This window comes from Ensifer sp. Root278 (assembly GCF_001429285.1).
In the GTDB taxonomy this organism is placed as follows: domain Bacteria; phylum Pseudomonadota; class Alphaproteobacteria; order Rhizobiales; family Rhizobiaceae; genus Ensifer.
Genome location: NZ_LMJJ01000013.1, coordinates 80,241 through 103,422, shown reverse-complemented (window position 1 = coordinate 103,422; position 23,182 = coordinate 80,241). Strand labels below are relative to the sequence as shown.

Sequence of the window (23,182 nt, the reverse complement as noted above, 5' to 3'; positions counted from 1 at the left end):
CTTGGCAATGGCGCGCGAACTCAGGCTCGTACCAAGGAGGAGGGTAATCGCCGGAGGTGTTACAACGGCAAAACGCCCGGCCTTCTTGAGAAAATCTCTTCGAGCCTGCGCTTCAGTTTCCAGTCCCTCAGGGATCATTTCTGAGTCGTTTCTCTTCTCCATTGCCCTGGCTCCTTTGGAAACACTCAAATGAACAGTATACATCCTGTCCGTGTAGCAACCATCCAGACCTTAGATTTGATCCCTAAATCTTTGAGCGTAGCCCCTTATTCGAAAGGATGAGGCCTGCGCGACGCACCAGTTCGATCGGGTTGCGACGCGCCAGCTCAAGGGAACGTGTGAGCCGGCTGAGGCCCCATGCCAGGTTGCCGGCGAGGCGTAGCGGAGCGCCGGAGACAGGATGCCTGACCGTATAGATGCGCCTCCAGTGCTGGAGGCGGGGCATCGGGCGCCCTGCGGCGTCTGCCGGAATCTTCGTCCCAAAGAAATGGTGCAAGGTCAGCAGTTGGGTGTCGAGCGCATTCCGGGTGGTTTTGTTTGGCATTGCCGTGCGCAGCGTCGCCCAATCCAACTGTTCGCTTTCGGCGAGTTGTGCCAGATCGTGCAGGTGCCGCAGATCGATTCTTCCGCGCCAGTAATCTCCTTCCTTGAGGAGGTCATGCATGATCCAGTGCATTGCGCGGGCCTCAAGGGAAGGAATCTTCACCCGAAGGCCATCCCGTTGGACGGGCTGGGGGCATCCGAATCCGTCCGGCCGATACCGCCGGAGTTCCAGGATGCCCGCATCCTGCGGACGCGCCATGCCACGAACGTCCGGCACCTCACGATAGCCAAGCTCTTCGAGGCAGGCCTTGGCGGCAGCCTCCTCGCCCGCTTCCACGGCGATATCGAGATCGCTCGTCATCCTGCTGGGCAACCGGCCGGGCGGGGAAACAAAGAGCGGAACGGCTCCCTTGAGCAGAATCGGAACGATCCCTCGGCTGTTGAACGCGGCGACGGTCTCGATCAACTGTGCCCTCAAGCTCAGGTTCCGGTTCCGATTGCAGTCATCGATAAAGGCAAGATAATCGCGCACGTCGCCTGGCAGCCGCTCGATCTGGCCCGATTGGGCGAGCGAGGAGAATAGGGCGGGCGTGAGCAGCGTGTGGTTCGCCAGTGCGATCAAGGCTTGCCAGTCGACATCGGCGACGAGGTGCCCCTGAAGGCCGGAGACCAGGGCGTCAAGAGCGGTGTCGGCACGCATCACCGGCAAGCTCCCCGGATCAATTCCAACGCATCTTCCAGCGAGGAATAGGTGAGGGAGCAGGTCCTGGCCGATCCAATAACCTGTGTCAGCATTTCGAAGGCGGTGCTGCCGAGATCTCGGCCGGGCGCAAACGCACCGTTGAGCAAGCCGCGCAACGCACCGACCGCATCGACCGGATCCAGACTGGGACGGGAGCCGCGGTCGCGGTTAAGCAGGATCACCCAGCCTATGGCTCGGGGGGCCTGCGACACCGGCGAAAAGTGTTTCGGCACGATGTAGCGCACTCGCTTGCCATCGGGGCGCCTGAAGATCGGTGCTGCAGCGAGCTCGGGATAGTATCCGGCAAGAAGAGGCCATGCGCCGGGCTTGACGCCGGCGGCGAAGGGAAGTCCGATGCCAAGCCCGCCGCAGTTCAAAAGGGTCACATCATCCGAGACGAAGCCGAAGCCCGATTGGGCCAGGGCCAATGTCAGCGTCGTCTTGCCTGCACCGGGATCGCCGCAGAGCAGGATCAGGCGTTCGCCTGAGGAGAGGGCGGCTGCGTGGAGTGCAAGTTCATAGATGCCATGCTCGAGCGCTTCGGACAGCAACTCCCCCTTCAGCACGGTGGGGATCTCCTCGGGGGAGCAGGTCCGAAGCCAGTCACTATTCCGGAACACGTGGATCCGATCCCCGTGCTCGACCAGTTCCAGGAGAGTGTCGGTGGCCTCCGGCTGGACTTCGAGGTGCCTGAAGACGGTGATTGCCGGAAAGGCATGGGTCGCTGGATAGACAATCCGGATGCGACGGTCCGCCACGGCCAGCGTTTGGACCACATGCTTGTGAAGCGAAGCGGAGGCCGATGGTGCGTGTGGCCGGATCAGGCCCAGGCGCTCCCAATCCCTTAGCGCGGTTTGAACGTATTCTTTCGCATCGAGGGCATCAACGTGACCGCGCATGATCCTGCGCGGGATAGCATCCGGTGAAGCGCCTTCCTGCAACGAGCGCCAGATGTCGGCGGCCGTGTCGTTAAGGGCGAAGATGGCGCGCTGGGTTGGGCTGAACAGGATGTTCTGCCCACGGATGCGCACGAGCCGGGCCTGGGTCACGAGGCCCGCCGCCACGCCATCAGGGGAAACTTGCACGACAGCTCCTTCATTCGCTTCTAGTAAGGTCATCGTCGTGGCCTCCTCCGTGCCTTCCCGCGTCATAATTGCCGACCGCACCCCGTGTCTTCACTCTGCCGGCAGCCGCGCCAGAGGGGCAAAAATCATGGTGCACCCCAACTCGGCCTCACAAAGCCGGTAATCCGCTTGAGAAATAGCACATTTGAAAGTCTGTAATCAGCGGGCCGATCCGTCTAATCCGTCGTAAGCTCGCTCCACTACGGTGGTATGCGCCTGCGCCTTTTTGCAGGGTTGATCGGCAAAAAGTATCTATCTGCTAATCACTTGCTCCCAGCCTGTTACGCTCTAGTGCTGATGGCACGCAGGTCCGCGAACCTGATACATTCTCGGGTGGCTGGCGCCTCGGTGTGCAATGTTCATGGATGTTCGCGACAACGGGTGGCGGAACATGGATGGTTCACGGGCATGAGCGCGGCCATGCAAAATTGTTGATTTTATTTGCTTGTGGCGGCCCATCTGCATTCAGAGGGTTGAGTATGCTAAAAATGGAAAGTTCGGTAGCGGAACCGCTGGACAGCCAGGATGCGCGTAGTGCACGTTGGTATGTGGTTCAGACGCACCAGCACTGCGAAGTCCTGGCCGAACGACACCTGTCGTCTCAAAACTTCCGAACCTATTTGCCGAAAAGACGGCGAACTGTCCGGCATGCGCGCAAAATCAGACCGGTTTGTTCCGCATATTTTGAAGGTTACCTGTTCGTATCATTCGATATTCGCGAGCAAAGGTGGTCGCCAATCAATTCCACCGTGGGCGTTCGCAAGCTCGTCATGACAGATTGCGCGCCGATTCCGGTTCCATTCGGCGTCATTGAGACCCTCCTGTCAGCAACCGATGACGAGGGGTTCCTGCACCCGAAGAGTCTTTTGGAGCCAGGGCAGAAGATACGGGTCACGAATGGGCCATTTGCGGACCAGCTTGGTACTTTGGATTATGTTGGACGGTCTGGAGCAGTAAGAATACTTATTGATGTTATGAATAGATCCGTTCCTATGTATATTGATAGGGATCAATTGCTTATAACATGAATGTTAATGTAGAGTATTGTTCTTGTTTGGTATAGTTTCTATTGGTGTGGGGGCGCAGTCACACGACTCACCCTAAGTGCGGCAGCTTGCGAAGAAATCCGCAGTAGACGTCCCCTTGGCAAAATGGCCACACATGCGCTTCATGCAGAGATCGCGAAGCGAAGCCCGCCCGGACAAGCACATTACCGTCACTCCTTCGAACACGGCGCGCGCCATGGTCGGCAAGCGGCCCGGGAGCACGATATGAACCCACATCAGGTAATCGCTGGGCGCCGGAATCTGACCGTGGATGCGGCGGACAAGCAGAATGACGTACCAGGCATGGACCTAGCTGGCTCGGACGCAATCGCGCCGTTGCACGCTGCCGATACGGCTGCCGCGTTTCCAGTGGCGGCAACCTTGTTTCGCGCCCTGGATGAGGCAGGGGTGAGATACGGGATTATCCAGGATCTCGCGAGCCTGCCTGAGGCGGTCGCCGGCTGCGACGATCTGGATGTGCTCCTCGATAAGCAGGACTACCCGATGTTCTGTTCGATAATGGCTGAGTTGCATGGTCGCCGCGGGGTAAGCCTCTCTTGCTACGACAATGTTTGCGCCGGCAGAGAGGATTGGTTCGTTGCCGATTTTTCATGCGGTGCCTATCTCCATCTCGACCTCCACGTCGGAATTCGTGTCGGCTGGGAGTTTCGCAAGCGCTACCTGGCTTTCGATCATGCGGCGGTCGGGCGGTGGGAGCATGTATTCGTTGGGGGGATTTCCATCCCCGTCGTCTCCCCTGAGGACGAGGTTCGGATATCGATCGCCCGCTTCGCGTTCCGTCTGTGGACACTTCCGTGGAAACGTTGGGTGGCGATACGTGGCAGTCGCAAGGAGCAACTTGCGCGCCTGTCCCCCGCCCCCGGCGAACCGAATTCCTACATCATTGAATACAAATTTGGCCGTGGCAGAAGCGTCAGCTGCAGGATTCGGCCGAGCGAGGACGGTATTCTGGTGCACAGCGGCGACCTTGCAAGACTGAGGCTTTCGCTCCGGCAGAGATGCGGCTTCTCGAGAGCCAGCGGTATCGCGGATGCTGCGGTTCATTTCGTGCGCAAGGCCTCCTATCTCGCCCTGAGGCTCGCAGGTCGCGTCATGCCCGGCGCCGTACCGCCAAAACGGTGGCCCTGGGCCGGTGGGGTCGTGGTGGCGCTCGTCGCTCCGGACGGACTGGGAAAGAGCACGCAGGTCAGCCTGCTGACACGGATATTTCGATGGAAGTTCGGCTGCGCCCAGGTTTATGTCGGCACCGGCGAGGGAAGAGGATGGCGGTTGCGCAAGGGGCTGCAGCGCCTGGCTTTTTACCGCCGGCGCGAGCTCAAGGCGATGATCCGGACCGAGGGCCGGGAAAGCCGCGCAATGGGAAGGATACTATCGGTCGGTTTGGCGCTCTGGGGAGTTCTGATCGCAATCGAACGGTACGCCGTTGTGAACCGTGCGCATCGATGGGCAATGCGCGGCATGATCGTTATCAGCGACCGCTGGCCACAGAAGCTTCGGCACGGATATCTGGACGGGCCGATGATACCGCCAAATCTCTCATCCGCGCCTGGCGTGGGCATGCTGGCGCGGCTTGAAAAGAAGCTATACGAGCGGATGGATTCTTGCAGGCCGCATCTGACGCTGCATCTCGTCTCCGATTATTCGGTTTCCGAGGCGCGAAAGCCCGGAGAAATTACCAGGGAGGGGTTCGACGCGCGGCTGGCACTCATGGCCGAACTGCGGGCCTTGGACAACGACATCAGGACCATCGACGCCAGCGCTAGCGCTGAGAGTGTCAAGCGGGAGCTTTTCAAGGAGATCTGGTTGTCCTTGTAGAAGGCTTCGCCGCTTCGCAAAGACGCCTCATGAGATGCAGCGCGCGCGCTCATCGATCTAGCCTTTTCAGGGACGAAAATGATCCCCTGCAAAGCCGGGCTGCAGCGCATTCTTGAAATCCGGACCTTCCTTTTTCGACCCGCGGGCTCCCGGTCGAGGCGTCGTCTCAGGCACACAGGTTAGTGGAGGTATTCGCAAATGAAGATCGTGCATGTGTTGACCCGACTGCTTCGCGGCGGTTCCGAGGAGAATACTTTGGCGTGTTGCAGCGCGCAGGTAAGGCGCGGCCATGCAGCAGGTCTGAGGTCTATTCGAACGTCCTCTTCGCGCTCTTTGTCGAAATACTTGCTGCTTTGATGGGCGATCATTTCGATGCCACCGATCCGGTCCAAATTTTCATGCGCGATGCCCGCAAAAGACAAGGGAGATAAACAGGTGCGGCGAATCGCCCGGCTCGGCACGGGCGTGGGCTTTGTCTTGCTGCTGTTTGGATTTGCCTGGTTCGTCCAATCGCGGTTTCTTGATCTTCTCGTTGCAGTCAAGGCGCTGTCGGAGCCCTTGGGGATCTATCTTCCCGACGGTGTCGAACCCGGGGGCGCGGAGCTCGGCATCTTGGATCTCATCCCTCCGGCTTTGACGATGTTTGTCGGAACCGCACTGGTGGTTCTGGCGGGCCATCTGCGCGCGGAGCCTCGCCTCGCAGAGCCCGGTGGATCGGCGCTGTTGCGAGCCGGATGGCGCCGGAAAAGGCCGCGCTATAGCCGTCGTCGACGCAGCCTCACAAAGTGGCAGACTGCCGGTATGGTTCTGATCTTCATCGCTCTCGCGCAGGTCGGACCTTTGGCTCTGCTGTTGCCTCATCAAATCGGCGATCCCGGCGGTAGCGCGCTTGCGGCCCTGACGGGGTACCTGCCCGATCCTTTGTTGTTTCAAGACCTGCAGAGCGCAGCGGACGGGCTCCCGTTCTGGCTGATGATCGGAAGTCTCGGCCTGTTGCTGTTATTCGGGCCGGCACGGCGGAAGCGGACGGGACCCTCGCCACAGCCATCGGCGGCTGCGCGGCCCATTTCCCTTGCCGGTAATCCGGCAGCGGGCTCGGAACTGGCCAGCGCGCTTGGCTCCTGCAAGGGAGCGCTCGCCGGTGTTGCGGCGTTCAGTGGCGTGAGCAACATCCTCATGCTGAACGGTGCGCTTTTTATGCTGCAGGTTTATGACCGCGTGTTGCCGAGCCGCAGCGTTCCGACGCTGGTCGGCCTGGCAATACTGGCCGGCATTCTCTTCGTCGGGCAGGCCATCATCGACCTCGTGCGTGGTCGCATCATGGCCCGCATCGGCACCGAACTGGACGAGGCGGTCTCCGGACGTGTTTTCACCGCGATAACCAGGCTGCCCCTCTTGGTCGGCTATCAGGGCGACGGGCTGCAGCCGCAGCGCGATATCGACAGCATCCGCTCCTTTCTTTCGGGGCCGGGACCCAATGCGTTCTTCGAACTGCCGTGGCTCCCCTTCTATCTGGCAATCATCTGGAGTTTCCATCCGGTTCTCGGGATAACCGCCATTTGCGGCGCAATCATACTGGTTCTCCTCACAGCGACCACCGAGATACTCACGCGCAGGCCAGCGAGCGCGGCGGTCTTGACGGGCGCCCGCCGCAATATCCTCGCCGAGGCGAGTCGCCGCAATGCGGAGGTCCTCGCGGCGATGGGGATGGGGAGGCGCCTCCATGACCAATGGCGGGACGCAAGTCGCCAGTGCCTCGCCCAGCAGCAGCGTGTCAGCGATGTCACGGGCGGCCTGGGTAGCGCTTCGCGCGCATTGCGGCTGATGCTGCAGTCCGCAATGCTAGGCGTAGGTGCCTGGCTCGTGATCCATGGCGAGGCGACCGCCGGGATCATCATTGCAGGTTCGATCCTGGTCGGCAGGGCGCTTGCCCCTATCGACCTTGCCATCACCCATTGGCGCAATTTCGTGGGTGCACGCCAGAGCTGGCGCAGGCTCGGGCAACTGCTCGCCCGCCTGCCCCAGGACGTGCAGCCAATGGCGCTTCCGGCACCGAGATCGAGCTTGACCGTGGACCGGCTCGTGATCGGCGCGCCAGGGACGCAGCGGGTTGTTGTCCAGGGCATCGAGTTCAATCTGGATGCCGGCTCGGGGATCGGCGTCATAGGACCAAGCGGCTCCGGCAAGTCGAGCCTCGTTCGCGCGCTGGTCGGCGCATGGCGGCCCCTGGCGGGGCGGGTAAAGCTGGATGGCGCGGCGCTCGATCAGTGGCCATCGGAACAACTCGGCAGACACGTGGGCTATCTGCCCCAGGATGTCGAGCTTTTTGCGGGGACGGTGGCGGACAATATTGCCCGCTTCGACCCGTACCCGGACCCTGGCGTCGTCGTTGCCGCCGCCCGAGCGGCGGGCGTCCATGATCTGATCGTCAGCCTGCCCAACGGTTACGAGACCCAGATCGGGGAAGGCGGCGCCGCTTTGTCGGCGGGACAGCGTCAGCGTGTGGCGCTCGCGCGCGCGCTCCACGGGAACCCGTTCCTCGTTGTCCTCGACGAGCCGAATTCCAATCTCGACGTTGAAGGCGAAATGGCGCTTGCCGAGGCGATCCGGGGGGTCAAGGCCCGCGCCGGGATTGTCGTGATCGTGACGCATCGACCGAACATCCTCTCTGAGTTGGACTTCGTTCTGGCGATGAAGGAAGGACAGATGCACATGATCGGGCCGCGAGAACGGGTCCTGGCAAAACTCTTGCCATTGCAGCCGGCCAACAACGCCAACCCGAAGCCCGTTTCGATCTCGCCGAAACGGCCGAATTGACAGCGCTCGAGAAGAGGCAGGCGCAAAGATGGCAGATACTCGGTCGACGCACTGCAACCGGCGGTCCATTCGACGCAATCTCATGGGAGGGGTGACGTTCATCACCCTGCTCGCCGGCATCGTCGGCGGCTGGGCCGCAACCGTGGACATTTCGGGCGCGGTCATCGCGCATGGCGCGGTGGTCGTCGAGGATAATGAGAAGAAGGTGCAACACTCCACCGGAGGTATCGTCGGCGAGATCTTCGTGCGTGACGGCAACCACGTAAATGCCGGCGATGTTGTGGTCCGGCTTAGCGACGTTGTTCCCCGTGCCAATCTCGCGTTCGTGACCAAGAGCCTGGACGAGCTTTACGCCCGCAAATCCCGTCTCGAGGCCGAGCGCGATGGCGGCGAAGAGATGACGCTCGCTCCATTGCTTGCGAGCCGGATGGGCGTCCCCGAGGTGGCGGCGCTGGTTGCCGGCGAAAAGCGACTGTTCGAACTTCGCCGGATCGCGCGATCCGGCAACAAGGCACGACTTCACGAAAGGATGGAACAGTACCGCAAGCAGATCGAAGGCCATTCGGCCCAGGAAGTGGCCAAGGCTAGGGAGATCGAGCTGGTCAACAATGAGCTCGACGGGGTTCGCAGCCTCTTTGAACAGAAGCTGGTGCCGATATCCAAGCTGACGGCTTATGAACGCGAAGCTACGCGGATCGAAGGCGAACGGGCCCAGCTTGTTTCGAGCATTGCGCAGACAAAGGGAGCGATCGCGGAAGTGGAGCTCCAGGTCCTGCAACTGGATAAGGAATTCTCGAGCGAGACGGGACGCGAATTGCGCGAGGTCGACGCCAAGATAGCCGAGTTCGAGGAGCGAAACGTCACGGCCGAAGATCAGCTGGCGCGCATCAATATTCGTGCTCCTGCGAGCGGTACCGTTCATCAGTCGATTGTGCACACCGTCGGCGGTGTCATTGGTGCCGGGGAACCGATCATGCTGATTGTCCCTGATGCTGACGCCCTCACGGTCGAGGCAAAGGTGGCTCCGCAAGACATCGACCAGCTTCTGGTTGGCCAAGCAGCCCTGCTTCGGTTCACCGCCTTCAATCTGCGCAGCACGCCTGAGCTTATCGGAGTGGTCTCCAGGGTCGCCGCCGACATCACGCGGGATCAGCGCACCAACGAGAGTTATTACGTGGTGCGCATCACCCCGGTTCCGGAGGGATTGCAGAGACTCGGCCAGCTAGCGCTCGTTCCCGGCATGCCGGTCGAGGTTTTCATCCAGACCGGTGAGCGCAAGGTGCTCTCGTATCTGATGAAGCCGTTGACGGATCAGATGATGCGGGCTTTCCGGGACCAGTAGATTGAGCGGTTTGTCGCGCCGGATCCTGTTTCAGAAGTCATTTGAAGGAGGATTTTGCCAATGATGCCAACGAAGCTATCCCCTGGGCTCCGAAGCCTGTCGGCTGGTCTTTCTCGATGAAACCATCAAGACGAATATGGCGCCACTGCGGGGCTGGGCGCCGCGCGGCCGGCGGCTCGCTGCACCGGTCCCGCACGGCCACTGGAAAACCATGACCTTCATCGCTGCTTTGCGATGCGACCGTATCGATGCGCCTTGGGTCGTCGACGGGCCGATCAACGGCGAGTTTCGCCAAGGGCGACATCGTAATCCTCGACAATCTCGGCAGCCACAAGGGATAAGCCGTGCGCCGCGCCGTCAAGGAGGCACGCCTCTTCTTCCTGCCGCCCTAGAGCCCGGACCTCAATCCCATCGGGCAGGTCTATCTTGGAGCGGCTGGATACGCATTGCACTGCGTGCCTGGTGGCATCGTATTCCATATGAGCGCGTCCGATAAGCAGCCCCGCCCACCGGCTCTCGGTCCTGCGCGAGAGCTATTCCACTGTGACGGATTTTGCCAGATTGCGCGGCTGATCAACGTCGGTGCCCATGTGCACGGCGGTATGATAGGCCAGCATTTGGATCGGCAGGGCGTAGATGATCGGCGCTATGATCTCCGGCATGTCGGGCAGGATGATCGTTTCCATCGTCTTCAGGCTTGCCTGCGTGGCCCCCTTCCGGTCGGTGATCAGAATGATCCTGCCGCCGCGGGCTGCGACCTCCTGCATGTTGGAGACAGTCTTCTCGAAAATCCGGTCATGCGGCGCGATGACGATGACAGGCATGGTTTCATCGACCAACGCGATGGGGCCGTGTTTCAGTTCGCCCGCGGCATAGCCTTCGCCATGGATATATGAGATCTCCTTGAGCTTGAGCGCGCCTTCCATGGCGAGCGGATAATTGGTGTCGCGCCCCAGATACAGCACATGCCGCACCTGCGTGAGTTCGCGCGCGACCTTCTCGATCTGCTCTCCGAGCTTGAGCACCTGGCTGGCGAAACGCGGCGCTTCCGACAACTGGCGGATGAGCCGCTTTTCGTTTTCCCCGCCGATGGTCCCCCGCACTGCGGCCGCACGTACCGCGAGCGCTGCAAGCACCGAAAGCTGGCAGGTAAAGGCCTTGGTCGAGGCGACGCCGATCTCCGGCCCGGCAAGCGTCGGGAAAATGCAGTCAGATTCGCGCGCGATCGTCGATTCACGGACATTGACGATTGCGCTGATCGGAATGCCGGCGCTGCGGCAATAGCGTAGCGATGCCAACGTGTCGGCAGTCTCGCCGGACTGCGAGATGAACAGGGCTGCACTCGACTTCGACAGCGGCATTTCCCGATAGCGGAACTCGGATGCGATATCGATATCGATCGGCAACCGCCCCAGGCGTTCGAACCAGTATTTCCCGATCAGGCCGGCAAGATAAGCGGTGCCGCAGGCCGAAACCGCCATACGGTCGAGCTTCGCGAAATCGAATGGCAGATCGACCGGCTTGGCCTTTCCCTGGGCGAAGTCGAGATAATGCGCAAGGGTATGCGAGATCACCTCCGGCTGTTCATGGATTTCCTTCTCCATGAAATGCCGGTAATTGCCCTTGTCGACCAGGAAGGAGGAGCCGATCGACCGCTGCCGCTTACGTTCGACCGGCGTGCCGCTGATGTCGAATATCTGCAAGCCGCCACGCTGCACGACAGCCCAGTCTCCATCCTCCAGATAGGTGATAGAATCGGTGAAGGGCGCGAGCGCGATGGCGTCGGAGCCCAGATACATCTCGCCTTCGCCGTGGCCCACCGCAAGCGGGGGCCCGTTGCGCGCCCCGATGATCAGATCCTCGTCTCCACGGAACATGATTGCCAGCGCGAAGGCGCCCTCGAGCCGCTTCAATGCATTGTGTGCGGCCCCGACCGGTTTCGTGCCGCGCGCCAGTTCGCGCGAGATCAGATGGGCGACAACTTCGGTATCGGTTTCCGAAGCGAATTCGAAACCATCTGCGATCAGTTCCGCGCGCAGTTCCGCGAAATTCTCGATGATGCCATTGTGTACAATCGCCACATCCCTGGAAAAATGCGGATGGGCATTGGTCTCGTTCGGGACGCCGTGCGTGGCCCAGCGCGTGTGCCCGATGCCGATCGTGCCGCCCAGTGGTTCGGCCTGCAACCGGCGCTCGAGGTTGACCAGTTTGCCTTCCGCACGTCGGCGGGCGAGCTGCCCGCCCTCAACAGTGGCGACACCGGCAGAATCGTAGCCGCGATATTCCAGCCGCTTGAGAGCGTCCACGATAAGTGGCGCAACGGGCGAGTGCCCGACAATCCCGACGATCCCGCACATTTTACTTGCCTTAAGCCTTCCATTGCTAGTTTTCGACGAACTCGGAAGCTGCGACCGACATACGAGGGGCAGCGGTCATCCGCGGACCGCTGTCCGGTAGCAGGATCCAAAACTGCACCAGCAGGGCATCCACCAGAGCTGTCATTCCGACCCCGATGACCAGTGCGAGCAACATCAACTCAAGCCTATGGCATTGTGTTCTCCTGGCCGGCACGCTTCAATTTGCCTGTTAGGGCTATTGCCGCAGCCACATGGGTTACTTGACTTTCTGACCGCGGTCCGAAGCAAGTGGCACGGCCTTGGCGGGCCTGTTGTGTCTCTATCGGTCGGTGCAAAACTGGAAGTGGCGCTGACGAACCTGGCTTCGCTGAAGCAGATCATCGAGGATGACGACGCCGTGGAGACCGACGCATTTACCTTGAACCGATCGAGGCGCTCTCTTCCCGGATTGCCAGCTTGGAAAAGGCGCTCAAGTCGGAGTGGGAAGCACTCCGAGAACGCAACCCAATTGATGTCCATGCCTGGAATGTGACCGATCACGGCGATGGTGATCGAGGCTTTCCCTATGGCGACATTCCGCAAAGGTCGAGATTTGTGGCCTGATTGGGGCTCGTGCCCAAACAGCGACGGCGAGCGCTTCGCCGAATTGCCGGCCGCTGCGCCGGTCGTGGATGCACCGCTGGCCAACGAACCGAAGGCGAACGTCGTGCACTATCATGCCTTTGCGCCGGACCCGGGAGGTGCGTCGTGCGTCATGATCCCGCGAGTGCGACCAAGGTGATCGGAAACGCCGCAGGTTTGCCATACTCCGCTAATATACGAATTGGGCGGCTGCAAATCACAGCCGTGTATTGCCTCCCCACTCACTCCTGGGGAAAGAGGGAAACTGGAGAACTTTCATAGTGACTACAATTACGCTGACCGGAGACTACGGCTCCAAACCTTACAAGGCTTCCGGCCTTGCCGCGGGAACTCTGATCGATGCCGAAAATGCATCCTGGACACAAGACAACGATGGGAGCGACGGCAGTCCGTACCCCTTTATGGTCTACGACTCACCGGGTGCGATACTTGATGGCGGCACGATCAACGGCAAAGTCGACATGACCGGTGATTGGCGTGACGTCTACAACGACGGCAACTCGGCTGGCATCAGGACAGAGGGCACGCCAGGCGTCGTGATCCGCGACTGGCATATCACGAATACGTGGGACGCTGTCCGCGTATCTTGGGACAGCCCTAACTTCCTCATCGAGGACGTCTGGGTCACCAACGCCCGCGACGACGCGGTCGAGAACGACCGCCTCCAGACGGGCACTATCCGTGACAGCCTTTTCGACGGGGTGTTCGGTGGCATCAGCGTAGACCCATCGTCGTCAAGCCCTGTCGACGGCCATAACAACACTGTCACGCTGGACGGCGTGCTGATGCGGATGCAATCTTTCCTTTACGAGGGTGAGATGACGCACTCCTCGATGATCAAGACCGACTCTGCCACGGACGGCGAGCTCACACCGAACCTGCGCTTCATTAACACGGTCTTTGCCATCGAGGACGTTGAGCACCACAGCTACCGCAGCATGCAAGACGCTTGGAACAACACCGTCGAGTCCAGAGGCAACGTCTTCCTGAATCTGTCGGACACACCGCTCCCGGACGATTACCCGATGCCTCCCGAAGGGTGGACGGTCCTGCAGGGCCAGGCGGCGCGCGACTATTGGCAGGAGGCCAAAACCGAGTGGATCGAGCGACACAGCGGTGAAGAAGGCATTACCCCCGATTCACCTGCCACCGAGCAGCCGATAGCCGAACAGCCGCCGGTAGCCGAACAGCCCCCGCTCGCTGCCGAGCCTGCTTCGTTCAACGGCGTGAGCTTTAAGGGGTCCAGCGACGGTGAGACCATCATCGGCAACGGGCTGGACAACATCATCGACGGAGCCAATGGGAACGATGTCGTGAAAGGGTCCGCCGGAAACGATGTCATCAGGGGCAATGATGGCGTCGACAAGCTGTGGGGCGGCAGCGGGAACGACACCTTCCTCCTGGAGCGCCTCGGCGACTCGCGCGAGAACGGCGGCGTCGACACGATCATGGATTTCGCCGCCGGCGACAAGATCAAACTGTCAGCAATCGACGCAAACAGGGACCTGACGGGCGACCAGGCCTTCCATCTGATCCAGGGCGACTTCAGCGACGCTCCCGGCCAGCTTAAGGTGTCCTACGATGCCGGTTCCGACACAACCGTTGTGAGCGGGAACGTAGACACCGACGTTCAGGCTGAGTTCACGCTCTGGCTTCACGGCGAGGTCAACCTGACCTCGGGTGACCTCGTGCTCTAGACTCCCAGCCAATGGGGACGGTGGAACTTCTCCTCCAGATTCATTTGGTTTCTGGAGGAGAATACGCCGTTGCTGTGAGTGACTCCACGGCTAAACGCTCGAGTATCTGTGGCTGACATTCGCACGGGCGGCGAAGGTCAGGCAGGGGATTATGCGTGCCGCTGGCCGATCAGAAAACTAACCAAGCGCCAGTAGTGTTGAAGGCCCGCATCGCGGGCTCACACATGCAGTTGTTTGAGGGGACGGAAATGTCACAATCCGGTTTAGGAATGCTCCGCACGTCAGGGGCGAAGTCCGAGTTAGCTGCCTGTCTGCGGCGATTTCGACGGGCTTTTCTCGTGGTGGCGGCCTTCAGCGGTCTTCTCAACGTGCTGACGCTATCCGGCTCGATCTTTATGCTGCAGGTCTATGACAGAGTTCTGCCCAGCCGCAGCGTGCCGACACTCGTCGCACTGATCTTCCTGATTTTAATACTTTACGTTTCTCAGGGCGCGCTCGACGCCATACGCGGCCGCGTGCTGGCACGTATTGGCAGCGGACTCGATGAGCGCCTGAACGAAGCGACCTATCGTGTGATGTCGAAGTTGCCCCTGATGAGGGGCAACTCGGGCGAAGGCCTACAGCCAGTGCGAGACCTCGACCAAATTTCCGGATTCCTGTCGAGCGGCGGTCCCGCCGCTCTCTTCGATCTGCCGTGGATGCCGCTCTATCTCGGGCTTTGCTTCGCTTTCCATCCTTGGCTGGGCGCGGCAGCGTTGATCGGTGCGATCCTGCTTTTGGCGGTAACCGTCGTCACGGAAAAAACGGTCCGCCGTCCGGCAACTGAAATGTCGGGCTATGCTCAGGCACGCAACAACGTTGCACTGGCAAGCATGCGCAACGCCGAAGTCATTGAAGCGATGGGGATGCGATCCAATCTTGCCGCGCTGTGGAACAATGCAAGCACGAACTACAGGCAGGCGCAGATACGGGCCAGCGATATCACCGGCTCCTTCGGGGCGCTTTCGCGGGGCCTCAGGATGATGCTGCAGTCGCTCGTGCTAGCGACCGGCGCGTTCTTGGTGATCCGCCAGGAGGCCACTGGCGGTATCATCATCGCGAGTTCAATTCTTACGGCGCGGGCCCTGGCGCCTGTCGAACAGGCTATCGCGCATTCGAAAAGATTTCTTGCCGCCAGACAAAGCTGGCGCCGGCTGGATGAGCTTTTTGCGCTGGTTCCTCCCGCCGGGGATGCACTGCAGCTGCCGCCGCCGCAATCGGAACTCTCGGTGGAAGGTGTCGGCGTCATTCCTCCGGGCGAGCGCCGTTTTGTCGCTCAGGATATTGCATTTTCGCTCACCGCGGGCTCCGCGCTCGGCATCATCGGTCCGAGTGCTTCGGGTAAGTCGTCCTTGGCGCGGGCGATCGTCGGCGTCTGGCAGACAGCGTATGGCAAGATCCGCCTGGACGGGGCCGCGATCGGGCAGTGGCCGGTTGACGCGCTGGGGCGGCATGTCGGGTATCTACCACAAGATGTCGAGCTATTTGGAGGCACGATCGCTCAAAACATCGCTCGCTTTGATCCCGCGCCGGATCCAGCGGCCATCATCGCGGCCGCCAAGGCCGCGGGCATGCACGAGACGATCCTGCTCTTGCCTGGCGGATATCAGACCGAGATCGGCGAAGGCGGAGCATCGCTCTCAGCAGGCCAGCGGCAGCGCATCGGACTGGCTCGCGCGCTGTATGGTGATCCCTTCCTCGTGGTTCTGGACGAACCCAACTCGAACCTCGATGCCAATGGGGAGCATGCACTGAACCAGGCGATCCTTGCCGTGAAACGCCGCAAAGGCGTGGTCATCATAATTGCCCATCGCCCGAGCGCGCTGGCGGGTGTCGATTTCTTGCTCGTTCTTCAGTCCGGCCGCCAGAAAGCTTTCGGATCCCGGGATATGATTTTGCGGGAGCAGACGCGGCTTGCGCCCGAGAGATCAATTCGAGCGATTCCAGCGGGGGAAAGGGCGTCCGGATGATGAGTATTCGCGACTGGGCTCAGCGCGCGCATGGCGTCGCTAATCTGTTGACTAAGGACAAAAGCCATTTGACAGCAAGTGCTAAGGGCAGAATTGATCGGCCGACATTGCCTGCGGCCTACGCTCCTGCGAAGGGTGTATCCGCGCCCACGCAGAACGATATCTCCCTGCGCAGGCACATCGTCCTCGGCGCGGCGATCGTGGCACTGCTGTTTGGCGGGCTTGGCGCATGGGCCGCGACGACGGGGTTGTCAGGTGCCGTGATCGCCCCGGGACATATCGCGGTTGAATCCAACGTGAAGGCGGTGCAACATCTAAGCGGCGGCGTTGTGGGCGCAATCAACGTGCGTGATGGCGACGAGGTTAAGGCAGGTGATATCTTGGTTCGCCTCGATGACACGGTCACTCGCGCTAACCTTGCCGTCATTACTAAGAGCCTGGACGAACTCTCGGCCCGACAAGCGCGCCTGACTGCAGAGCGCGAAGGTGCTGAAGCGATCCTCTTTCCCCAGGATATTGTGAGGCGCTCCTCCGCCGCCCACGTGGCGCAGGTCCTCCAAGGGGAACGGAAATTGTTCGCACTGCGCCGCGCGGCCTATCAAGCAGAGATCGAGCAACGCAGGGAGCGGATTGGCCAGCTCACAAAGGAGATAGCGGGACTCGAGTCTCAACGGGAGGCTAAGGAGCGGGAGCTTGGTCTGGTCCGCGACGAACTCAGCAGCGTGAAAGTCCTGTGGGAGAAAAAGCTTGTCCAGCACTCACGACTGCTGGAGTTGGAGCGCCAGGAAGCGCAGCTCCTGGGAGGCCGCGGCCAGCTGATCGCTGCGATCGCCGAGGCCAAGGGCAAGATTAGCGAAACCGAAATAGCCGTCATTCAGATTCAGGAGAATTGGCGCAGCGACGTCGCAAAAGAACTTCGCGATACGGAGGCCCAAATCGCGGGGTTGGAAGAACGAAAGATCGCCGCAGATCAGCTTCTGAGGCAAACCGACATTCGTGCGCCTCAGGCCGGACGCGTACATCAACTTGCGATCCACACGGTAGGAGGCGTTGTTGCCGCGGGCGAGCCGATCATGAAAATCGTCCCCATTGCCGACAAGTTGGCGGTGGAAGCGCGCATCGCGCCTCAAGACATCGACCAAGTCCAGCCCGGCCAGCCAGTCCACCTGCGTCTGTCGGCCTTCAATCAGCAGATCACGCCCGAAATCGGGGGACATGTACTAACCGTTTCACCGGACCTCGTCGAAGACGAGCGAAATGGGTTGTCCTTCTACAGCGTGAGAATCAAGCTCGATAAAGGTCAGCGTGGCTCCTTCAAACCGGAAAGCCTCAAGCCCGGCATGCCAGTAGAAGCGTTCTTGCTTACTGGTGATCGCACGGTCATCTCCTACTTAGTGAAACCACTCACAGATCAGATTGAGCGCGCTTTCCGGGAATAGGAAATTATCCGCTCCGCTCCCCGGGACCAGAAATCAACGGACCGCATCGATGGTGAAGTTTATCGGTGATAGAAGGCGTGCTCTCGCACCTCAACCTGCGTTATTACGCCGAGCACGCGCTGTGGTACATCTTTAAGGCGCGGGCTTCAGTTGCCTCAAGCAAGGATGGACTGTCGATCACTATGCAAGCGTAGCTTCTTTCAGATTTTCCAACATCGGCGCGCCGCACAGCGCGGAACCTGCGATCAACTTCCATCGCCGTCGCAGCATGGTTCCGGCGGTATTCCGCGGGGCTAAGGCCACCGAGTGAGATTTTTGTGCGATGCTGATTGTGCCACCAGATATAGGAATCCACTTGCTGCATGAAGTCGTCAAGCGTCGTATTGATCCGGTGGTAGTACATCTCGTTTTTTAACCGTCCAAAGAAGCCCTCGCAGGCTGAGAGCTCCCTGATGAAACAGGCAAGATTTGCCGGGAGACAAAGGTTGCTACTCACCCCGAAGATTTGATCTTGGTGATGAAGGATCCGAAGTGGCAGATTGAGCGGGTCGGTCTTGAAGCCCGACCACTGTCGCAATGGTTTTATGAAGGACTGGCTAAGGCAGAATTACCCGTGATCTGCATTGAGACCAGGCATGCCAAGGCATTTTTGAAGCTCAATCAAATATGACGGACCGCAATGATGCGCGTGGAATCGCCCAGATGATGCGCGTCAATCTCTATTGGCCTGTGCATGTGAAGACACTGACGAGCCAGAAGCACCGGGCATTGCTGACCGCGCGCAAACTCTTGCAGGAAAAAGCCATCGCCATCGAGTATGACATTCGCGGATTGTTGCGAAACTTCGGCCTGAAAGTCGGATTGGTCGGTAAGGTCAAATTCGAAGAGGGAGAGCTTGCCTATTGCTGCTTAATTAGCAACCAGAGTGACGAGAGCGCCAGAGGAGACAAGAAGATTCCGCCGCCAGTGGAAAGATGTCCTCCGCAGTACGATGGATGGGGTAAGCTCGCGTGGTTGTCTGTTATATTCGCTCATCGCGATCAGGTCGCCGATTGGATTGTTCCGCCCCATTCTTCTGGTCGCATAATGGGAGGGCCACACAGGCCGAGCCCGGAGAGAAGCGCGATACTGCGAAGACATCAATCACCAGAGGTACGGGTAGTCAGAAGGTGCTTGACCTCACCACGCCGAATAGAGAATCCGAAATGGTGCTTTCGCATGTTAACTTGCGTCAGTACGCCAAACACCCGCTCGTGTGCATCTTTGATCCCGACATGTCCGAGCTGACTTATCGCGCGGCGGGCGACGTCGACCTCCGTAGCGCTCCACTCCAGTGCAAGGATGACGTTATCTACAACGGAAGCAATGACGCGTGCTTCCGTTGCACCAAGGAGCGGTGGGCTTACGATCACAATGCAATCATACTGGTCCTTGAAGTTGTCCAGCATGATTGTAAGCTGGTTTGTTGAAAGGAACGAAAGAGCATATTCCCGCCTGCAGGAAAGCGGGAGAAAGTCGATTCCGAACTCGGCGATCGTCTTGACAATTTCCTCAGCGGGTACCGTTTCCTCGCGGAAATACGTCGCCCTGTCCTTTCCGAATCCCTCAAGACTATGCGCGATGCTGGGGTTGCGAAAATCAAGATCGATGAGCAGGACCTTCCGCCCAATCGTGCCCGCACTCAGGGCAAAGCTAAGAGCAAGCGCGGTCTTTCCGTCGTCCTTGTCACTCGATGTGATGGCGAAGACGGCAGAATCACGGACTCGGCCCTGATGCGGGAAAATACGCCGTCGCGACAGGGCCGTCGCCACGACTGAGCGAACCGCCTCGCCATAGCTGTTGAACGGATCGTCAATCAACGCGCGTCGCGCGCTGCTCATCCGGAAGCGGTTGGGCACGAGCCCGATGCACGGTACTCCAACCGATTCTTCGACATCGCGCTCGCTGCGCACGCGACGGTGGAAACGCTCCAACAGCACAGCCGTCAATCCGCCGCCGATGCCAAAGGCAACGAATGCCGGCAGCACGAACAGGGCCGCCGAAGGCGAGCTCGGAAATGCGGGTGGCAATGCAGCAGAGACAATATGTGCTTCCTCTTGAATTCGGTCTTGGGCAAAGATTTCGGTTTGTCGCCGCAGAAGGCTCTCGTATAGCTGCGCCGATGCAGTGGCCTCACGCTCCAATTCGCGCAGCTTTGCCTCAGCTTCGCGGAGTGTTTCCCGAGATTGGTCGAGTGAATCGAGGCGTTCCCGAGTGCGGTGGAGGCGCTCCCCAAGCGCCCTACGATCGAAGGGCAGTTCGGCAAGGACCTCATCGAGGAGCCGACTCAACTCTTCACGCTGTAACGAAACTGCTTGGTGACGGGTATCGGCTGCGTCTGTTTCGGCCTCCGTAGCGAGTGGGAAGGCATTTGCGGACTGGCCGTCACTCAAAACGTCGACGCGAGGCCCTTCCTGATCCTGTTGGGTCAGCAAGGCTGAGAGACGCACTCCCCGTTCTCCAAGTCTGGCCAGATCAATTGCGAGCTGTCGCCTCAGTTCGGCAATCTGCTGATCCATCGATTCGACGCTCTTCTGGTCAATAAGTCCTGAGGCCATTCGATGGTCACGAACGGCTGCTTCCGCACGCTCGACAGCGGCCCGCGCGGAAGGAATGCGTTCGGCCAGTTCCTTCTCCAGCCGCTCACGCCGCGCCTGAAGGCGGTCGCGACCTCTATTTACGTACATCTCGGCCACTCGGTTCGCAATGACTGCGGCCATCTGCGGATTCTCTGAAGTGAAGGTTACGGCAACTACACGTGAGTGCTGTTCCTTATAAACATTGAGGTTTTGCTGGAGGTCCTCGAAATCGATGGGCTCCGACTCTTCGGGCACGGCTTCTCCCGATGAACCCGTCGTTGGGGCGGAGGGCGGCTCGTCGTTTGCACCAAAGATGGCGTCTGAAAGCATCTTGCTCCATGGCCGCTGCGCCCGATCACTAAACGGGGGCGGGGACGCAACGGTTGCGGGACCGCTGGTGCCGGGATCCTCGGCGAGGCTTTTCTGCACCGCACGCAGATGGCTGGGCGACAGGATGAGTTCCACGTGGGTGTCGACGACAGCCTCATCGAAAGAGCCCTCCGGCCCGGACTCCGAGCGCGCCACGAGCAACTGCGCTTTCGCCGTATAGCGGGCCGGGATGCTGGTGCCAATCAGCATGGCCATCAACGCACCACTCGCGGCGCAAACGGCGACTAGCTTCCATCGCCGTCCCAACAGTGCAACAAGATCGAAGAGATGGAGTGTACGGTCTTCTTCGTAGGTCATTGCTCGTCCTGGAGATAAAGGGCGCGAAGGCGTCGCTCTTGTTAATTTTGCGGTTCGTCGGCATGATCAAAGCGTTTTGAGTAGACATTGGATGCCACGGAAGAGTGGGCCCGTGAGCGGGTGGGCAACACCACGGTCAACGCCGTTGGTCGGCGAGGGGACCTTGGTAGCCTGTGTCGTGCCACTCCTCAACCATTCCATCCACCCGGTTCTCGGCTGCTTGACTAGCCGGCGGCAAATGCGATGATGGGAATGCGAGTGCTCATCCCCCATTCACAACATTTCCTGCGTATAGAATTTCATCATTTGTACAACGCGTAAATTGATGCAAATTGAGTAAGGATCCGGCGGGGATTACCTAATCATGGTGCTTGTGGCGTACCCCCTTATGTCGCTCTGCCTGAATGAGCATACCTATTCTCCATTTATTGATATTGGGGCTTTTGCGATCATTTAGATGATGTTGGTGAAGCGCGCCGGGCCAGTCTGCCGGCCAGATGCACTGACTCCAGCAAATCTTCAGATTGGAGTACGCCGATGGTCATTCGTCCCCGACCGCGCACGTTTTTCAAGTTGTTGGGTCTGGCGGCCCGCACCGCAGTAGCTCTGGCCCTGGGGCTGTCGTGGTTGGAGGCCTCCGAGTACCGGCTGCATGCGGGCGATGTGATCGAGGTCTCGCTCGCTGGGCTTCCGCAGTTCGGCCAACGCGCGCCGGTTCAGCTCGATGGCAGCATCACAATTCCGACCATCGGCACGCTCGACGTCGAGGGCGTCACGTTGGCCAATGTTCGCGAACTTATTCAGGCTGCCTACACCAGCCGGCTCCTGACCCTCTATGCCTCCGATGGTCGGGAGTTGACGCGTACGGTTGAACGCGAGGATGTATCGGCAGCAATCGTGCAATATGCGCCGATATGGGTATCCGGAGATGTTGTTCAGACCGGCGAGCATCGTTTCCAGCCACGGATGACGGTACGCCAGGCGATCGCGTCTGCGGGCGGGCTCCGTCCACCGATTATGACTACCGGCACGCTGCCGCAATACGATCCGATCCCGCTGCAGAGCGACTACATTGCCAGCTGGCTCACATTGGCTGGCCATGCCGTCCGCGCCTGGAGGTTCCGCACCGAGCTCGGCGAGACGGCCGAATTCGACAAGACATCAATTCCAGCCGCACCGGTGCCTGAAGACGCGTTGACGCGCATTCTGGCGACCGAGAAGCAGATTCGTGAGCTTCGGCAGGTGGATTTCGATCGCGAGCGGGCCTTTTTGGACCGGAGCGCGGCTCTTGCTGAGGAGCAGATCAAGTCGCTATCCCAACGCGTCGAACTCGAGACTCAAGGCGAACGCGAGGACACTCAAGTCTACGAGACCGCGAAAGAACTTCTACGGCAAGGCAAACTCACCAATTTGCGGGTAGTGGATGCCCGACGCTCGGTGCTTTTCTCATCCACGCGCCGGCTGCAAACGGAAAGCGAGCTCATGCAGATGCGCAGACGGCTGGACGAGGCGCGCCGGTCGTTGGAAAAGCTCGAGGACCAGCGCCGGCTCGGCATCCATGAAGAACTGCGGTCCATAGATCTGAAACTGGCCGACGAACATGCCCGCCTAAAGAGTCTGCGGGCGAAATTGGACCTCGCTGGCATCGCCGTCCCGCGCGGCCAGGAGGCCAGCCAGGAGGCCAGCCCGGCGGTTACCATTTTTCGCAGGATCGAAATGAAGCCCGTCGCTTTTGAAGCGGGGTATGATGAAGAGGTCGAGCCGGGCGATATCGTGGAAGTCGCGTTACGCCAAGGGTCCTTATCGACGGGCACTGATGTCGGCGCACTTGGCATTGACCGGCCTCAATATGCCCAGAGCGCGAAATAACCTCTCAATCCCTCAAGTTCTACTTGGTCTTCCGGATCGATGCTCGAGCGGGGCGCGGATAGACGAAGAGGCCGAGTCTTCGCTCGGCGATGGCCGCTGTCATTTCATCTCTGCCGCCAACTTGAGTGAGTTCGTCAACCTGCTGGTGTTGGCCGGACCGCTGTCCATTTCCGTGGTCGAAGCGCTTGCGGCAGGACCTTAAGGCTTTGCGATGGCCGCCGACGGCGAGACGCAGCGCTTCGCCAAAGTTTGCGGTCGGACCGAGAGCTCTTCCAACCCCCGTGCCCATCTCGCGGTCGCTTTATTTGCCATCGGTGGCCGCATCGACAACTCGCTCGTCGAGCAAGAGCCTGCTTTCCGGCATTGGGCAATATCTACGTCAAAAGCGGTAACAGTATAAGGGCATTGGCGAAT

The 23,182-nt window shown here is 60.0% G+C and carries 12 protein-coding genes and 3 pseudogenes; 10 read left to right on the top strand and 5 right to left on the bottom strand.

The window, feature by feature from the left end; all coding sequences use genetic code 11:
* Positions 1 to 244 precede the first annotated feature (244 nt).
* Positions 245 to 1,243 carry a nucleotidyltransferase family protein gene (locus ASE60_RS14075; protein WP_057251177.1) on the bottom strand — a complete coding sequence of 333 codons (999 nt, stop codon included), beginning with the start codon at positions 1,241 to 1,243 and terminating at the stop codon, positions 245 to 247.
* Positions 1,243 to 2,403: a PqqD family peptide modification chaperone gene (locus ASE60_RS14070; RefSeq protein WP_057251193.1), complete on the bottom strand. Its 1,161-nt coding sequence runs from the start codon at positions 2,401 to 2,403 to the stop codon at positions 1,243 to 1,245. The genes ASE60_RS14075 and ASE60_RS14070 overlap by 1 nt, the downstream gene beginning before the upstream one ends.
* A gap of 371 nt (positions 2,404 to 2,774) precedes the next feature.
* Here ASE60_RS14070 and ASE60_RS33760 point away from each other — a divergent pair, with 371 nt between their 5' ends.
* The 5 genes and pseudogenes from ASE60_RS33760 to ASE60_RS33755 all read left to right on the top strand — a co-directional run.
* Positions 2,775 to 3,437: a transcription termination/antitermination NusG family protein gene (locus ASE60_RS33760; RefSeq protein WP_244495610.1), complete on the top strand. Its 663-nt coding sequence runs from the start codon at positions 2,775 to 2,777 to the stop codon at positions 3,435 to 3,437.
* 243 nt (positions 3,438 to 3,680) lie between these two features.
* Positions 3,681 to 5,291 (top strand): hypothetical protein, encoded by a 1,611-nt coding sequence (locus ASE60_RS14065; RefSeq protein ID WP_057251176.1) that lies wholly within the window; start codon positions 3,681 to 3,683, stop codon positions 5,289 to 5,291.
* Between the two features lie 1,065 nt (positions 5,292 to 6,356).
* Positions 6,357 to 8,108 carry a type I secretion system permease/ATPase gene (locus ASE60_RS14060; protein WP_057251192.1) on the top strand — a complete coding sequence of 584 codons (1,752 nt, stop codon included), beginning with the start codon at positions 6,357 to 6,359 and terminating at the stop codon, positions 8,106 to 8,108.
* 28 nt (positions 8,109 to 8,136) lie between these two features.
* Complete coding sequence (locus tag ASE60_RS14055) at positions 8,137 to 9,450, top strand: HlyD family type I secretion periplasmic adaptor subunit (protein WP_057251175.1); 1,314 nt, start codon at positions 8,137 to 8,139, stop codon at positions 9,448 to 9,450.
* A 100-nt stretch (positions 9,451 to 9,550) separates the two neighbouring features.
* A pseudogene (locus tag ASE60_RS33755) lies at positions 9,551 to 9,839 on the top strand (transposase); the annotation flags it as partial.
* 144 nt (positions 9,840 to 9,983) lie between these two features.
* Here ASE60_RS33755 and glmS read toward each other — a convergent pair.
* Positions 9,984 to 11,807, bottom strand: a complete 1,824-nt coding sequence (gene glmS, locus ASE60_RS14045; RefSeq protein ID WP_057251173.1) for a glutamine--fructose-6-phosphate transaminase (isomerizing) — start codon at positions 11,805 to 11,807, stop codon at positions 9,984 to 9,986.
* 902 nt (positions 11,808 to 12,709) lie between these two features.
* Between glmS and ASE60_RS14035 the strand changes: the two genes are divergently transcribed.
* From ASE60_RS14035 to ASE60_RS14025, 3 genes are all read left to right on the top strand, one after another.
* Complete coding sequence (locus ASE60_RS14035) at positions 12,710 to 14,146, top strand: right-handed parallel beta-helix repeat-containing protein (RefSeq protein WP_156414641.1); 1,437 nt, start codon at positions 12,710 to 12,712, stop codon at positions 14,144 to 14,146.
* Positions 14,147 to 14,415: 269 nt separating this feature from the next.
* On the top strand, positions 14,416 to 16,155 hold the full coding sequence (locus ASE60_RS14030) for a type I secretion system permease/ATPase (RefSeq protein WP_057251170.1): 1,740 nt from the start codon (positions 14,416 to 14,418) through the stop codon (positions 16,153 to 16,155).
* Entirely contained in the window at positions 16,155 to 17,594 is a 1,440-nt protein-coding gene (locus ASE60_RS14025) for an HlyD family type I secretion periplasmic adaptor subunit (RefSeq protein WP_082615852.1), read from the top strand. The genes ASE60_RS14030 and ASE60_RS14025 overlap by 1 nt, the downstream gene beginning before the upstream one ends.
* Before the next feature lie 271 nt (positions 17,595 to 17,865).
* Here the strand turns inward: ASE60_RS14025 and ASE60_RS14020 are convergent.
* Positions 17,866 to 18,036, bottom strand: a pseudogene (locus ASE60_RS14020) (IS3 family transposase); the annotation flags it as partial.
* A 24-nt stretch (positions 18,037 to 18,060) separates the two neighbouring features.
* Here ASE60_RS14020 and ASE60_RS33750 point away from each other — a divergent pair.
* Positions 18,061 to 18,482 (top strand): annotated as a pseudogene (locus tag ASE60_RS33750) (IS110 family transposase); the annotation flags it as partial.
* A gap of 251 nt (positions 18,483 to 18,733) precedes the next feature.
* Here ASE60_RS33750 and ASE60_RS14015 read toward each other — a convergent pair.
* Positions 18,734 to 20,899, bottom strand: a complete 2,166-nt coding sequence (locus tag ASE60_RS14015) for a Wzz/FepE/Etk N-terminal domain-containing protein (protein WP_057251169.1) — start codon at positions 20,897 to 20,899, stop codon at positions 18,734 to 18,736.
* A gap of 537 nt (positions 20,900 to 21,436) precedes the next feature.
* On the opposite strand from ASE60_RS14015, the gene ASE60_RS14010 reads away from it, so the two are divergent.
* Positions 21,437 to 22,768, top strand: coding sequence for a polysaccharide biosynthesis/export family protein (locus ASE60_RS14010; RefSeq protein ID WP_057251168.1), 1,332 nt, complete (start codon positions 21,437 to 21,439; stop codon positions 22,766 to 22,768).
* The last annotated feature ends 414 nt before the right edge of the window (positions 22,769 to 23,182 follow it).